This window comes from Candidatus Krumholzibacteriia bacterium (assembly GCA_035649275.1).
Taxonomy (GTDB): Bacteria; Krumholzibacteriota; Krumholzibacteriia.
The window spans coordinates 1-14,050 of record DASRJW010000141.1; the positions used below are offsets into that span (position 1 = coordinate 1).

Annotated in this window: 14 protein-coding genes and 2 tRNA genes; 14 read left to right on the top strand and 2 right to left on the bottom strand. The window is 68.0% G+C overall.

Annotated elements, in window-relative coordinates; all coding sequences use genetic code 11:
- Positions 1 to 614: 614 nt before the first annotated feature.
- Positions 615 to 703 (bottom strand) — tRNA-Leu (locus VFE28_15655).
- A 308-nt stretch (positions 704 to 1,011) separates the two neighbouring features.
- On the opposite strand from VFE28_15655, the gene VFE28_15660 reads away from it, so the two are divergent.
- The 3 genes from VFE28_15660 (at position 1,012) to VFE28_15670 (ending at position 3,151) form a co-directional block, all read left to right on the top strand.
- The gene (locus VFE28_15660) at positions 1,012 to 1,437 is read left to right on the top strand and encodes a nuclear transport factor 2 family protein (protein ID HZM17431.1); all 426 of its coding nucleotides are present in this window, start codon (positions 1,012 to 1,014) and stop codon (positions 1,435 to 1,437) included.
- A gap of 231 nt (positions 1,438 to 1,668) precedes the next feature.
- Positions 1,669 to 1,744, top strand: a tRNA-Ala gene (locus tag VFE28_15665).
- Between the two features lie 75 nt (positions 1,745 to 1,819).
- Positions 1,820 to 3,151 (top strand): putative sugar nucleotidyl transferase, encoded by a 1,332-nt coding sequence (locus VFE28_15670; GenBank protein ID HZM17432.1) that lies wholly within the window; start codon positions 1,820 to 1,822, stop codon positions 3,149 to 3,151.
- Between the two features lie 63 nt (positions 3,152 to 3,214).
- Here the strand turns inward: VFE28_15670 and VFE28_15675 are convergent, their stop codons facing one another.
- Positions 3,215 to 4,138 (bottom strand): DUF4350 domain-containing protein, encoded by a 924-nt coding sequence (locus VFE28_15675; protein ID HZM17433.1) that lies wholly within the window; start codon positions 4,136 to 4,138, stop codon positions 3,215 to 3,217.
- An 851-nt stretch (positions 4,139 to 4,989) separates the two neighbouring features.
- Here VFE28_15675 and eutM point away from each other — a divergent pair.
- From eutM to csrA, 11 genes are all read left to right on the top strand, one after another.
- Positions 4,990 to 5,295 (top strand): ethanolamine utilization microcompartment protein EutM, encoded by a 306-nt coding sequence (gene eutM, locus VFE28_15680; protein ID HZM17434.1) that lies wholly within the window; start codon positions 4,990 to 4,992, stop codon positions 5,293 to 5,295.
- A 9-nt stretch (positions 5,296 to 5,304) separates the two neighbouring features.
- Positions 5,305 to 5,616 (top strand): EutN/CcmL family microcompartment protein, encoded by a 312-nt coding sequence (locus tag VFE28_15685; GenBank protein HZM17435.1) that lies wholly within the window; start codon positions 5,305 to 5,307, stop codon positions 5,614 to 5,616.
- Positions 5,617 to 5,738: 122 nt separating this feature from the next.
- Positions 5,739 to 7,226, top strand: coding sequence for an aldehyde dehydrogenase family protein (locus VFE28_15690; protein ID HZM17436.1), 1,488 nt, complete (start codon positions 5,739 to 5,741; stop codon positions 7,224 to 7,226).
- Between the two features lie 34 nt (positions 7,227 to 7,260).
- Positions 7,261 to 7,872: a BMC domain-containing protein gene (locus VFE28_15695; GenBank protein ID HZM17437.1), complete on the top strand. Its 612-nt coding sequence runs from the start codon at positions 7,261 to 7,263 to the stop codon at positions 7,870 to 7,872.
- A gap of 86 nt (positions 7,873 to 7,958) precedes the next feature.
- The gene (locus tag VFE28_15700) at positions 7,959 to 8,297 is read left to right on the top strand and encodes a EutN/CcmL family microcompartment protein (GenBank protein ID HZM17438.1); all 339 of its coding nucleotides are present in this window, start codon (positions 7,959 to 7,961) and stop codon (positions 8,295 to 8,297) included.
- Positions 8,298 to 8,309: 12 nt separating this feature from the next.
- The gene (locus VFE28_15705) at positions 8,310 to 8,642 is read left to right on the top strand and encodes a EutN/CcmL family microcompartment protein (GenBank protein HZM17439.1); all 333 of its coding nucleotides are present in this window, start codon (positions 8,310 to 8,312) and stop codon (positions 8,640 to 8,642) included.
- 31 nt (positions 8,643 to 8,673) lie between these two features.
- Positions 8,674 to 9,036 (top strand): HU family DNA-binding protein, encoded by a 363-nt coding sequence (locus VFE28_15710; GenBank protein ID HZM17440.1) that lies wholly within the window; start codon positions 8,674 to 8,676, stop codon positions 9,034 to 9,036.
- 242 nt (positions 9,037 to 9,278) lie between these two features.
- Entirely contained in the window at positions 9,279 to 11,444 is a 2,166-nt protein-coding gene (locus VFE28_15715) for an RNB domain-containing ribonuclease (protein HZM17441.1), read from the top strand.
- Positions 11,445 to 11,590: 146 nt separating this feature from the next.
- A complete protein-coding gene (locus VFE28_15720; protein HZM17442.1) occupies positions 11,591 to 11,962 on the top strand; it encodes a PilZ domain-containing protein in 372 nt (123 codons plus the stop codon).
- A 55-nt stretch (positions 11,963 to 12,017) separates the two neighbouring features.
- Entirely contained in the window at positions 12,018 to 13,526 is a 1,509-nt protein-coding gene (locus VFE28_15725; protein ID HZM17443.1) for a tetratricopeptide repeat protein, read from the top strand.
- An 80-nt stretch (positions 13,527 to 13,606) separates the two neighbouring features.
- Positions 13,607 to 13,846 carry a carbon storage regulator CsrA gene (csrA, locus tag VFE28_15730; GenBank protein ID HZM17444.1) on the top strand — a complete coding sequence of 80 codons (240 nt, stop codon included), beginning with the start codon at positions 13,607 to 13,609 and terminating at the stop codon, positions 13,844 to 13,846.
- Positions 13,847 to 14,050: the final 204 nt, after the last annotated feature.

Here is a 14,050-nt window from a genome sequence, read left to right on the forward strand (position 1 = left end):
TTCACTGGGAGGGTCGCCGGGGCATCCCTCATTTAGCACTGGGACCCAGAACGCAATGAATTGAATGCGGTAGGTTCCTTCATCGACACGAAGGACCGATCCGGTAATCCCCCCCTCGGCATGCGCAACACTAGCGCGGGCAAAGGCAAGACCCAGAGCTGCGAGCACGGGAAGCACCGAGGCGGATTTCACGGGCCACCCCTGGACATGTCCGTTTCGACTCAGGTTAGACCTCGGCTCGGCGAACGTCAAGCTGCTCCATTCAGTCCTTAGCTATAGCTAGGGCCGAGAAGTTCCTCACGGTCTCTCCTCACGGTCACTGCGGGTCGTGCACGAATGCCGAGAGCCGTTGAGCAAGCACCGAGGCCACGGCTCTGCGAAGCATACCCGGGACACTGACCAAGGCGGAGAGCAGTAGCCGAACCGGGTCAAGCCTCGATGCTGACGGCAGGTTTTGTCCCTCCCCATTACGCTGGCACCGTTGGGCAGGCGTCCGCGCTCCAAGAAGCCGGTGGTGGGCAAATGGTGGGCAAACCACCATCCTCGCAGAGGTCAACGCGCCCAGATAACGACCGCCATATCCACGCAACTCGTTGAAGCATGAAGGAATGCGCTGGTGCCGGAGGAGGGACTCGAACCCTCACGAGGTTTAGGCCTCGACGGATTTTGAATCCGTTGCGTCTGCCAATTCCGCCACTCCGGCACGCTTCGTTTTCAACGGGTGGACGGGCCCGGTTTCCTTCGGCCGCAAACTGTACCTGCTTTTGTGCCCGTTTTCTACTCCAGCTCGCCGGGAGCGCCATCGCCTACCTTGGAGGAGTACCCTCCCATCTCATCATTGCAGTTCGTGAGGCCGTCGAGGAGGTTCTGCGGTTGCGATCCCTGCTAGAAACCACAGGCCATGGGCACAGAGTCCGTTGCTGGGCGCTCGGTGGCGCGCTCGTCGTGGCTGCAGCCGGAGTAGGCTGCCACGAGGAGCGACGCGCAACCCCAGCGCTGGCCGAAGATGAAGTGGCCGTCGTGAAGCGTGAGCTTGCTGCTCAATACGCAGAAAACGAGGCTGGCTTCTTTGCCCGGGACCCAGACCGCGTCATGCGCCTGAGACACCCGGCGTTCCATACGATTACGCCGGACGGGAACGTCACCACGCGTGAGGGGATGTACAAACGAACGCGTGAGTTCATCGGTCGCATCGCGCGATTCGACTCCCTGAGCGAGACGATCACCGCCCTGACGCTGGTGGGCGACACCGCACACGCCATGGTCCATCAGCGTACGTTACGGCAGCAGCGCTTGGGCGACGGAGCGCTGCATGAAGTGCGGACCTCGGTGGTTCAGCGCGAGTCCTGGGTCAGGACCCCGGAGGGATGGCTCCTCTGGCGGGTTGACGAGATCCAACCTGGTGAGACGCTTGTGGAAGGAAAGCCCGTACCCTAGTGTGGGCGACACACGCAGGCGCAGGTGCCGGGAAAGCAGGCGAGACGTTCCGCGGTTCCATTCTTGGAGCCCGTGACCTCGGCCGGGTGGCAGAGGAAGCGCTTCGCGGTCAGGCAGAAAGGTGGGCTGGCGGCCATCAACCGGGTCTTGACGCTCCCATGCTGGGCCCGCTAGCTTCGACCGGTCCGCGGGCTGCTTCGGCGCGGCCCGATCCCATTTCTCCCAGGATGTGGGGCTGTAGCTCAGTTGGGAGAGCGCTTGCATGGCATGCAAGAGGTCACGGGTTCAACTCCCGTCAGCTCCACCACCTTCCCGCGCTTCTCACCTCTGAACCCCTCGTCCGCGTGACCGGATCGCCCGCCGGCCCGGGGTGGAGGATTCCGTGCGCACCCTCGTCGTCTTCGAAGACTCGGTACAGCGCGCCTTCGCGACCCTGACCGAGGTGCGCGGCGTCTTCGACCTGCGCTGCGGCGCACGCACACTCCTCGAGCGTTTGGTGGGAGCGGTGCCGGCGGATCACGTCGTCTTGCTGCCCCGGCGCGAACTCACGACGCTGGTCGAAGAAAACAACACCGCCCTCCCAGGCCTGCAGTCCCTCTCTTCCGGCGCTTCCTTTGCTCCCGGCGAGGTCGTCTTCGTCAACGGGCGGCTTCTTGCCCTCGGCAAGGACGTGCAGCGCCTCTTGGCGGGCGCAGCAGCGGAGTACACCGGCTGGGTGCAGGGTAGCTTGGTGCTCGCACGTTGCGCCCCGGCTGGAGCAACGAAGCTGGCAGCCGCGCTCCGCGACGCCTTGGACGCAACAACCGGCGGTCCTCGAGGCGCGACCACTCGCGAAAAGATGGCTGCGGCCCTGCCCACCGCTCCCATGCTCGAGTGGGACGCGCGTCACGATTGGAATCGCGACGGTTCGGCGCTGCTCGCCCACGCCTGGCAGCTCACCGAGCGGAACGGCTCGGCGCTGCGGGATGACTTCGCCCAGGGCCCGGGCGCCGGCATCGACCCGGGGGCGCGCCTCGACGCGGGTGTGCACATCCTCCAACCGGACGCGGTGCGCATCGAAGCGGGAGCGCGGTTGCGCCCGGGAGTCGTCCTCGATGCCGAAGCCGGTCCCATCACCATCGCTGCCGGCGTCGAGGTGCAGTCCCATGTCCTGGTGCGCGGCCCCGCCTACGTGGGTGAGGGCTGCTTGCTCAAAGCCGGGACCAAGATCCAGGGCAACACGAGCCTGGGCCCGGTGTGCAAGATCGGTGGCGAGGTCGAAGGCAGCATCGTGCAAGGGTTCAGCAACAAGCAGCACGAAGGCTTCCTCGGCCACGCCTTTCTCGCCGAATGGGTGAACCTCGGCGCCGACACCAACAACAGCGACCTCAAGAACAACTATGGCAACGTCCGCATGTGGGAGGTGGGGGAGTTCGTCGACACCGGGCTCATGTTCGCTGGCCTCGTCGCCGCGGACCACGTGAAGACCGCCATCGATACCCAGCTCAACACCGGGACCGTCCTCGGTCTGGCGAGTCAGATCGCCATGTCCGGTTTCCCGCCGAAGTACATCCCGCCGTTCTCCTGGTGCGGCCCCGAGGGCATCGAGGTGTACGACCTCGAACGCGCGCTGAACACGGCGCGCACGGTCATGGCCCGTCGCGACCGCGCGCTCACGCCAGCCTACGAGGCCGCCTTCCGCGGGGCGTTCGCGGCCCACGACCGCAAGAGTTGAGCGTGGCCGCACGAGCTGAGCGAGGACGCTCGAGCCGAGCGAGTCCGCTTGGCTGAGCTATCTCTAGAGCAAGCCCTCCAGCCAATGCATCACGTTGAGGAGGAACTGTGCGTTCTGAGACGCCGCCGGAGCGTTCATTCCCATGGGGTCCCGGTTCGGACCGACCACCTGCGCGGAGAACATCGCTGCCTCGCCGAAGACCGCGACGCGACCCTTGCCGACCCGCACCGCGGCTCCTTGCTGCATCCCCGCTGCCCTGATCACCGGCGTCAGTTTGGAAAACTGCCACGCAACCGTGGGGAAGAGCAGCAGGACGTTCGGCTCGAGCGTCATCAGGCCCTCGCCGCCGCCCACGAGCCGAAACGCCTGCCCGGTGAACGACTGGACGGCCTCGACTCGCTCCCGCGCGTTCCGGCCGCGCGTGATCGGGTGATCGGCCAACGTATGCGCGGCGCGCGAGAAGTCCATGCGGCCGTCGCCGCCGCCGTCGATCATGGCGAAGCCGTTGCACATGTAGACGCCGAAAACCGCGGCTAGGTCTTCTGCGGCGCCAGGAAACGGCATGTGATCGGCGATCAAGAGCAACGAGCCACCGTCCCGCACCCACGCGCTAACGGCCGAGATCTCCGCGGAATCGAACGCCGCGGGCGTCGGCAGCACCCATTCCTCCACGTTCTCGGCCGCCAGCGCGTTGGCAATGACGAGCACTCGGGCGCGCGAGAGCCCGGCGCGTGTGAAGCGCTCCGTGTTCGACTCCACGATGTAGCCGTCCGCACGCAGCGTGCGGGCGAAAGGCTCGTAGCGTCCCGTCGCGGTGTGGAAGTTATGGTGCGCGGCATCGACGAGGACGAGCGGACCTTTCCCGGCAGCATGTGCAGGGTCGTGCACCATGGGGACGAAGAGCGTATCGGCCACTTGCTGTGCTGCAACGGGGCCACAACCAGCGAACGCGATTCCCAGCCAAACGAGCGACGTCATGCGGCGCATGCGGGGCCTCCGGGTCGAGTGCACCGTCCAAAGCGAGGTCTGCAGATCCTAGGCTAGGCTAAGGCTAGACTGCCGGCGCTATGCGAGTCCGCCTACGTCGAGCTGGGGCGCCGGAGTGAGCGCTCTCCCTACAGGGTAGCGCAACCCTTCGGTGGCCCCTGCCGGGAATTCTGCGCCCGTGGGCAACCGTCGTCGCCATGCGACGGTGAGGCACTGGGCGGATTCCCGCTCGCCACCTCCCGTTCCTGGGTGCAGCGGCCCGGGTTCGGGTCTTCCTGAGCGCGCGCGCTGCCAGCGCCGGGCGCTGCCACGGACCTACCAGCAGTTGGCAACACCACTCTCGACAACACCTTGCGACGATGGCCCGGGTGCTCGTCGGAGCGCCGCATGCACCCTGGCACTGCGCTTGTTAGTACGTGGTCAAAATCGCTTCCTGGGTCGTCCGGGACTTGTCAGGCGATCCGGCAATTAAGGATGATTGCTCGACCATCGTGCTGGCACGCGGCAAACTCGGTGGCGATTTTTTCCAAAAGAACCGAAACGCGGCACTCAGCGCCCTGTCCAGGCCATCTGCAGTTTCCGCCCGACTCCCACATCTTCGCCCACCTGCGCGCTGTGAAAGGGCCCACAGCGCGCCGCCGCGTTTTCCTCGCAGCGCCGGTTTTCCGCCGGACCCGCGACCGCTGTTCGCCCCCACGCAATCCTGAAACGATCCGATTCTCCGGCTCGATTCGCTTCGTTGACACTCTCAGCACCCCTCTGCTAACTTCCGGCGCGCTTGGTGACAAGCGCCGTTTCGTTCCAGCATGGCTTGATCGGCGGAGCGCAAGCGATAGAGAGGACAGGAGCTTATGAATGGTCCGGAGGCCCTGGGGTTGATCGAGACGCGCGGCTTCGTCGCTCTCGTCGAAGCGAGCGACGCCATGGTGAAGGCCGCCAACGTCCGGCTCGTGAGCTACGAGAAAACCGGCGGCGGCTTCGTCACCGCCGTGGTCCGCGGCGATGTGGCCGCGGTGAAGGCCGCCGTCGAGGCGGGCGCCAATGCCGCCAACAAGGTGGGGGAGCTGGTCTCCGTCCACGTCATCCCGAGGCCGCACCAGCAACTCGACGAGCAGCTGCCCATCGGCGGCGACGCGGTGGCGTCGCGCAAGAAGTAGGGGCGCGCAGTGCAGCTGGGCGAGGTCGTCGGCACTCTGGTTTCCACCCGCAAGGACCCCCGCATGGTGGGGCTCAAGTTCCTCGTGGTGCGAAACGTCGACGCCGAGATGCGCCCGCAAGGCGGTTACGCCGTGGCGGTGGACACCGTCGGGGCCGGTCTGGGAGACGTCGTCCTACACGTGGCCGGCAGCTCGGCGCGCATGACCGAGCAGACTCAAGATCGCCCGGTGGACGCCTGCATCATGGCGATCGTCGACACGGTCGCGATCGGCGGCCGCGTCACCTACGACAAGGCGCAGCGGGAGAGCCCGACGAGCTAGCGCCTCGAAGACCCGCGGTGGAGGCGGCTTTTTGAACCGCCGTCTCGTGGGTTCGTCCGCCGCCCGAGGCTGCTGCCTTCGGCCCGGTGGACGCCGGATCCGGCCGGAGCCGGGAGGCGGAGTTGGAGCAGGAGCGCATTGACGCCATCGCGGGCGACGTCTTGCAGAAGCTGCGAGAGCAGCGCGGCGAGGCGGGTGGCTGGAAGCGCTTCGACCGCGAGCCGCCGCGACAGCGCAAGTATGCCGCCTACGTCGACGCCGCTGCGGGTCCGTCCGCTGGCGCAGCCTCCGGCACCTTCCCCAACGTCGAAACCGCTTTCGCTGCCGCCCGTGAGGCACAGCAGACCTACCAGAAGATCTCCCTCGAGCAGCGCTATGCCATCGTCGAGTCGGTGCGCCGCACGATGCGCGCCCACGTGGAAGAGATCTCCCGTCTCGCCGTCGAGGAGACCGGCCTCGGACGTGCCGCGGACAAGGTGCAGAAGAACCTTCTCGTCACCAACAAGTCCCCGGGACCGGAGATCCTGCGTCCCGAGGCCTGGTCGGGGGATCACGGGCTCATGATCACCGAGCCGGCGCCGTATGGCGTCATCGGCGCCATCACGCCGTCCACGAACCCGTCGGAGACGGTGATCAACAACGGCATCGGCATGATCGCTGCCGGCAACGCCATCGTCTTCAACGCCCACCCCGGCGCCAAGCGGGTGACGCAACGGACGCTCGCACTCTTCAATGCCGCCATCGTCGAGGCCGGCGGCCCGCCGAACCTTCTCACTTCCTGCGCCGAGCCCACGATCGAGACGGCCCAGCAGCTCATGCAGCATCCCGGCATTCGCCTCCTCGTCGTCACCGGCGGCGCCGGCGTCGTGCAGGCCGCGTTCAAGAGCGGCAAGAAGGTGATCGCCGCCGGTCCGGGCAACCCGCCGGTGGTGGTGGACGAGACCGCCGATCTCGTCAAAGCCGCCCGGGAGAGCGTGGCCGGGGCGTCGCTGGACAACAACGTCATCTGCACCTCGGAGAAGGAGACGCTCTGCGTCGCATCCGTGGTGGACGCGCTTCTTGACGCGATGGTGAAGGCGGGCTGCTACCTGCTCACCGCAGCGCAAGCGGCCGAGCTCCGCAAGCACGTCTTGGCGGAAGACCGCGGCCCGGGAAAGGTCGGCGTCATCCAGCGCGACCTGATCGGCAAGAACGCGAGCGTGCTCCTCCGTCGCATCGGTGTGCACGCCGGCGACGACGTGCGCCTCGCCATCTACAAGGCCGAGCCCGACGATCCCCTGGTGTGGACGGAGCAACTCATGCCCGTGTACCCCGTGGTGCCGGTGCGCGACGTGGACGCCGCCATCGACCTCGCCGTGCAGGTGGAACACGGCTTCGGGCACACGGCGACGATGTGGTCGCGAAACATCGACAAGCTCTCCGAGATGGCGAGGCGCATCAACACCTCCATCTTCGTCAAGAACGGGCCGTCCTATGCCGGTCTCGGCCTCGGCGGCGAGGGGTACACCAGCTTCACCATCGCCAGCCCGACGGGGGAAGGGCTCACCAACGCCCGGCACTTCTCCCGCTATCGGCGCTGCACGCTCGTGGATCACTTCCGCATCGTCTGAGGGGTCGATCGAGGAGAAACGGACGGGGAGAGGCATGATCGAGGCCATCGGGCTCGTAGAGCTGCAGTCCATCGCCTGGGGCGTGGACGTCGCCGACGTCATGGTGAAGGCGGCGCCGGTGCAGTTCATCGACACCTTCATGGTGACTCCGGGGAAGTACGTGGTCCTCGTACACGGCGATCCCTCGTCGGTGGAATCGAGCGTGCAGGCGGGACGCCAAGCGGCCCCCGAGCAGGTCCTCGACTGGCTCCTCATTCCTTTCGTGCACCCGCAGGTGTTCCCGGCCATCCGGAATCAGAGCGGCGCGGCAGCGATCGGCGCCCTCGGTCTGGTGGAGACTTCGAGCGTGGCCTCCGGCGTCGTCGCCGCCGACCAGGCCGCCAAGGCGGCCTCGGTGCAGCTCCTGCAGCTGCATTTGGCGCGGGGCATCGGCGGCAAGTCGATCTTGTCGCTCACGGGAAAGCTCTTCGACGTGCAGGCAGCGGTGGAGGCAGCGCGGGGTGGCGCCGAAGCCACGAGCCGCCTGGTGGCGGTGCGGATCATCCCGAACCCGCACCCGGATCTCGCGGCGCGACTGCTGCAGGCGGTGCGGCGGCCTCCCGAGGCGAGCGAGGGTGCTACGGGAGGCGCTCCCGACTCCGCCTGAGGCGACAGAGCGCGTCGCGCCCTGAGATGGGGCGCTGCCTGCTGCGAGCCAAGGCCACATCCCGAGTCGAGTTCCGGAGGGAAGGCGTGTACTTAGGCCAGGTCGTGGGCACTGTGGTGGCGACGGTGAAACACGCGTCGCATCGTGGTCAACGCCTCCTGCTGGTGCAGCCGATGACGTATTCCTTCGAACCGGATGGCCCGGTCTTCGCGGCCATCGATCTCTCCGGCGCTGGCCCGGACACCTGGGTCTTCTACGTAAAGGGACGCGAAGCCGCCAACGCCCTCCCGGAGAAGCAGAATCCCAGCGACCGCACCATCATGGGCATCGTGGATCAGGTGACGCTGGAGGCGCTCGGTGCCGACAACCTTCCTGGTGCACCGCCGGCAAGCACTGGCGGCAGCACTGCGCCCCACACTCCCTGAACGAGGGCAGCCATGCAGATCGCCCGTGTCGTCGGAACGCTGGTGTCCACCATCAAACATCCGGCACTCGCTGGGCAGCGTTTGCTGTTGGTGGCACCGCACGATCTCGAGGCCAGACCACTCGGCGGCGTGACCATGGCGGTGGACGTCGTGGATGCCGGCGTCGGGGATTGGGTGCTCGTCCTCGACGAGGGCGCGAGCGCGAGCCAGGTACTCGACAACCCGCGCGGCCCAGTGCGCACCCTCGTCGTCGGCGTCGTCGACGCGGTGGTCACTGGGGGGTCCGGGACCGGGCCCCCACCGGCGCGGCAATCCCAGAAGCGACAAGGGGTTGACAGGCCCTAGCCGGTTTGGTAACGATGGGTGGCGCCGCTTTGTGGGCACGATCACCCATTCACCGGCCGGGGCAAGCGTCGCGGCCAGGGTGCGAGGTGGATGCCGGATGACCAAGGCCGATCTGGTGGAGACCATCGCCCAGACCACAGGCTTGAGCAAGAAGGACACGAACGTCGTCGTGAACGGCATCTTGGAGAACATCAGCCGGGCCTTGAGCGGTGGCGACAAGGTGGAGCTGCGGGGGTTCGGCAGCTTCAAGGTCAAGCAGAGGCGTTCGCGCCGGGCGCGCAACCCGCGCACCGGCAGTGCCGTCGACGTCCCCACGAAGCTCGTGCCTTATTTCAAGGCCTCCAACGAGCTCAAGGACAAGGTCAACAGCGACAGCGCCTCGATCCCTGCCTGAGCGCGGCGCGCGGGGGCGCTAGCCCTGGCACCCTGGCTCTCCGGAACCAACCCAGTGCGAGAGGCGGTGACAGCGTGCCCAGCGGGAAGAAACGCAAGCGCAAGAAGATCGCGACGCACAAGCGCAAGAAGCGCCGTCGCGCCAATCGCCACAAGAAGAAGATCCGCTAAGGCGCGTTCGAGCCGGGCCGCGCTCTGTCGCGGCCGGCTCGTGCCGCCTGAGGCCCCCAGGGAGCGCGCTGCTTGCTCTCGGAGCAGGAGATTCTCGATTACTGCGCGCAGAGGGGCGGGCCGGTGCGGCTGCGCGACCTCGCCCAAGCCCTCCAAGTTCCCCGTCGCGATCTCCGCCAACTCAAAGCCATCGTCCGCCGCCTGCGCGCCGAGGGCAAGCTCCGGCGCACGCCGCGCGCCCGCGGCACCGTGAGCCCGAGCCTCGAGGTGGTGGGGCGGATCCAGGGCACGCGGCGCGACTTCGCCTTCCTCATCCGTGACGGTGCCCCGGACGTTCGCATCCGCGGCGAAATGATGCGCGACGCCGTGCACGGCGACGTGGTGCGGGCCAGGCTCCGGCGCTTCCGCGGCCGCTTGGAGGCGGTGGTGGAAGCGGTGGTGCGGCGCGGCCGGCGGCGCCTCGGCGGTGTCCTCGTCCAGGAGCGCTCGGCCTGGTTCCTTGTCCCCGACGATGACCGTATCCAGCGCGACATCCGCATCACCGGCCCACTGCTCCCGACGCCGGTGCAGGCAGGTCACAAGGCGTTGCTCGAGATCACCGGTCACGGTCGCGACGGCGAGCTCTACGGCACCTTGGACAGCATCCTCGGACCCGTGGACACGCCGGGCGTTCGCACCCGCGCCCTCCTCGCCGAGTTCGACCTCCCCGAACGCTTCGCGCCGGAAGTGGAAGACAGCGTGACCGCGACCCGGCCTCCGGGCACGACGGTGCCGGGGGGGAGGGAGGATTTCACCGCGCTCCTCGCTTTCACCATCGACCCGGTGGACGCCAAGGATCACGACGATGCCGTCGCCATCACCCGGCTCGAGGACGGCGGCTTCGAGCTCGGCGTGCACATCGCCGACGTGGCGCACTACGTCCCGCCGGGAAGCACCGCCGATCTCGAGGCGGAACAGCGCGCCACCAGCGTCTACTTGGCGGACCGCGTCGTCCCCATGCTCCCCGAAGCACTCTCCAACCACGTGTGCTCCTTGCGCCCGGGAGTGCCGCGGCTCGTGCAGTCAGCGCTGCTCCGTTTCGACCGCGACGGCGTGCTGCGCGACCGGCGTCTGGCGCAGGGGATGCTCGTCTCGCGGGTCAAGCTCTCCTACGAAGCAGCGGAGGCCATGCTGCACGGCGACGAGCCGGAACACACCCACTTCGCCACCTTCGACAGCGAGCACAGCGGCGAGTCCCCCTGGCCCGGCCTCGCGCCGTGGGAGGCGCTGCAGGCAGACGTCCGCGCCGCCCTCCTCGACATGCGCCACCTGGCGCGGCTGCTGCGAGAGCGGCGCTTCGCCCACGGCTCACTCGACATCGATACGGCGGAGTACCGGGTGCAGCACGACGCTCGCGGGCGCGTCGTCGACATCACCCGTCGCCCGGAGCTCGAATCGTACGAACTGATCGAGGAATTCATGCTCCAGGCGAACCAGGCGGTGGCGAGCGCCCTCGCCGCTGCCGGGCTGCCGCTTCTCTGGCGTATCCACGACGAGCCGGAGTTCCAGAGCAGCGAGGAGCTGCGGCTCTTCTTGAAGAAGCTCGGGATCGTCTGGGCGCCGGAGAACCCCGCCACGCAGCACGACTACCAGGTGCTCCTCCGCGCCATCGAGCGGCGCCCCGAACGCCGCTACCTGATGTACAAGGTGCTGCGCTCCTTGCAGAAGGCGCGCTATGACCCTCGTCAGCGCGGCCACTTCGGCCTCGCCTTCGCCAAGTACACCCACTTCACCTCGCCCATCCGCCGCTACCCGGACCTCTACAATCACCGGCTCGTGCAGCGGCTGCTCACCAAGCGCCGGCCAGGCGGCGAAGACGACGGTGTTCGCACCGGCTCGGACCTCGCGGCGCTCGGCCACCACACCTCGGAGCGCGAGGTGCGGGCCGCCGATGCCGAGCGGGCCTCGCTCAAGCTCAAGATCTGCGAGTTCCTCGCCGAGCGGGTAGGAGAGGACACGGAGGGATTCATCGCCACCATCACCGACTTCGGCTTCTACGTCGATCTTCCTGACTGGAAGGCCGAGGGCCTGGTGCACGTGAGCCAGCTCGGTGCCGACGATTGGAGCACCGATCCCCAGCGCACGCTTCTACGCGGCAGCGTTTCCCGACGCCAGTTCCGCTTCGGCCAGTCCGTGCGCGTCCGCCTGGTCCGGGTCGATCCAGACCGGCGCCAGATCGACCTCTGTCTGGCCGAGTAATCGGCACCGAAGCCGCACGGGTGGCGCTCGAGCGCCGTCATCGGCGCACGGCATGTCTCTTGCCGAGCTCCCGACACGAACGGGCGACCCGGCCGTGGGCTCCATGCCCGCGCCCGAGGACGCCGCTCGCGCAGGAGGAGTGCGGCATGGGACAGCACAAGGTCGCGAAAGACACACGGCGCGAACAACGCCTGCCCGCGCGCCTGCAGATCGAGCTCACCGTGGAAGACGGCGAGCAGAGCGAGGTAGGCAACACGATCAACATCAGCGCCAACGGCGTCTACTTCAAGAGCCGCCGTTACCTGGCGCCGCTCACCGTGCTCGGGCTGCGCATCCTGCTTTCCGGAGAGCACGGTCGAGGCCGGCCCGAAAGGCTCGACGTGCGCGGCGTCGTCGTCCGCATCGAACCAGAGGAAGAGCAGGCAGACGTGCCGAGCTACGAGGTCGCCTGCTTCTTCATGGACACGACGCCCGAGTTCCGCGAACGCCTCGGACACTACGTGCAGTCCAACCTCTAAAGGGCTCGGGCCCCGCGGCCGCCGCCGCGGCCCGTCGCCCGACCCGGAGGCAGCGTTGCACATCCAGGCCCTGATCCTGACCCGCGACGAAGCCCATCAACTCCACGACTGCATCGCCAGCTTGAACGGCTGTGTCGATGCCGTGACCGTCTGCGACACGGGCTCACGGGACGGCACCGTGGAGCGCGCCGCCGCCCTCGGGGCGGAATGCCTCACCGTGCCCTGGGAGGAGAGCTTCGCGGCAGCGCGCAACGCGGCGCTCTCTCGCCTCCGCGCCGACTGGGTGCTCGTCCTCGACGCCGACGAGCGCTTCGAAACCAGCCACCGCACCCGCCTGCGGGCTCGCCTGCATCAGGCGAGCCCGGCGGAGACGGCGCTGCCCCTCGAGATCCGCACCTACACCCGCGACCTCGAAGCCCTGGGTTACGTGGGCACCGCTCCCGCGGACATCGCCTCCCTCGGTTTGCACGGCCATGTTTCGGAGCTGCAGCCGCGCCTGCTGCGGCCGCAGCGCGGGCTCCGCTACGAGGGCCGGAGCGGCGAATCCCTGCAACCAGCGACCGCGACCACGCCAGGAGCGACGGCCGTCGCGATCGTGCATCACCGTCGCGAGCTGGAAGCGGAGGCACGGCGAGCGGAGCGCGTCACCCTGCGGGTCGTTCTCTCCCTGCGGCAGTTCCTCGACACCGGTGCCGCGGCGGACGCCGGCCTCCTCGGTGCGCTCCTCTGTGAACACGGGCTCTGGCGTGCCGGCCTCGCTTACCTGCGCACCGCCGAGCGCGCCGCACCCGCGAACGCCACGGTGCACCTGCGAACCGGTGTCGCACAATGGCGTCTGGGCCTGGAGGAAGGAGCGGTGCGGTCCCTGCGCCAGGCCTGGGAAGCGGAACCAGGGCAGCCAGTGATCGCGGCAGAGCTGGCGCGGGCTCTGCTCCGCCGCGAGCCCACAGCAGCGCTGGCCGAAGCGGGGGAGCTCCTGGAGATGGCCCTCGAACAAGCTCCGGAACTGGATCTCGCCGTGCAGCAGATCGCTCTCTGGCATCGCCGCCGGCGGGAGTTCGACGAGGCCCGCGCTTACCTCTACACCTTGCTCGACCGCCATCCCGAGCACGCCCCGGCGTTGCGTGAGCTGGGGGTGGTCGCGCTCCTCCAGGATCGGCTCGGGGAGGCCGAGCACTGCCTGCGCCGTGCTTGCCAGCTCCGTCCCGAAGATGCCGAGGCTTGGAACAACCTGGGCTGTCTCCTCGAGCGCCGCGGCCTTTGGTCCGAGGCGCGCCAGGCCTTCGCCCGCGCCGCGCGTCAGCATCCGGGTCAGGCTTCCGTGCTGCGCAACCTCTGCCTCGCGCATGCGGCTTGTGGGGAGCACGAGGCGCTCTGCAGGAGCACCGCGGCGCTGCTCGCTGCGAGTACCGATACGGAAGAGACCTTGCGCTCCCTGCGCGAGCGTCTCCTCGAGGCCGGCTGGGTCGAGGCGCTGCAGGAGCTGGAGAGCTGGGCCGTGGCGGCACGCTGGCTCAGCGAGCCGGCACGGATCGTGGCCGCCGACCCCATCTCGCCGGCCTGAGCGGCTGCTCCGCCTCCCGTCCGGAAACGCGTTGCGCCTCCCCGAGGCCCTCGCGTATGATGGGGTGCGGAGGGAGCCCCGTGCTCGTGCTCAGCCGCAAGGTCAACCAGCGGATCATGATCGGCGACGACATCGAGATCGTCGTCGTGGACATCCGAGGCGAGCAGGTGCAGATCGGCATCAAAGCCCCACGCGATATCCCCGTGCATCGCCTCGAGGTGTACGACACCATCCGCGAAGCCAACGTCGAAGCCCCCAAGGTCCAGGACCCCGACCTCACCCAGCTCCGACTGAAAAAGCCCCACCGCCCGGACGAGTGACCCGCAGCGCCGGCGATCCGCTGGCACGGGAATCCATTCGACGCCAGGACTCCGCGCGCAGCCTCGAGGCTGGGCGCAAGTGATGAGCAGGGAAGTCACCACCCCGTTCACCTGCGCCGCTCTCTCATCTCCCGGCTAGATCGCACCGCTGGGGTGCATGTTCCACCATTCCAGGCGCGCTAAACCGCACTAAGGCCGTATGGA

Bases quoted from the DNA above. Each gene is read 5' to 3' on its own strand.
- VFE28_15675 (HZM17433.1), bottom strand. From the start codon at position 4,138: ATGCGCCGCATGACGTCGCTCGTTTGGCTGGGAATCGCGTTCGCTGGT.
- eutM (HZM17434.1), top strand. From the start codon at position 4,990: ATGAATGGTCCGGAGGCCCTGGGGTTGATCGAGACGCGCGGCTTCGTC.
- VFE28_15695 (HZM17437.1), top strand. From the start codon at position 7,261: ATGATCGAGGCCATCGGGCTCGTAGAGCTGCAGTCCATCGCCTGGGGC.
- VFE28_15705 (HZM17439.1), top strand. From the start codon at position 8,310: ATGCAGATCGCCCGTGTCGTCGGAACGCTGGTGTCCACCATCAAACAT.
- VFE28_15720 (HZM17442.1), top strand. From the start codon at position 11,591: ATGGGACAGCACAAGGTCGCGAAAGACACACGGCGCGAACAACGCCTG.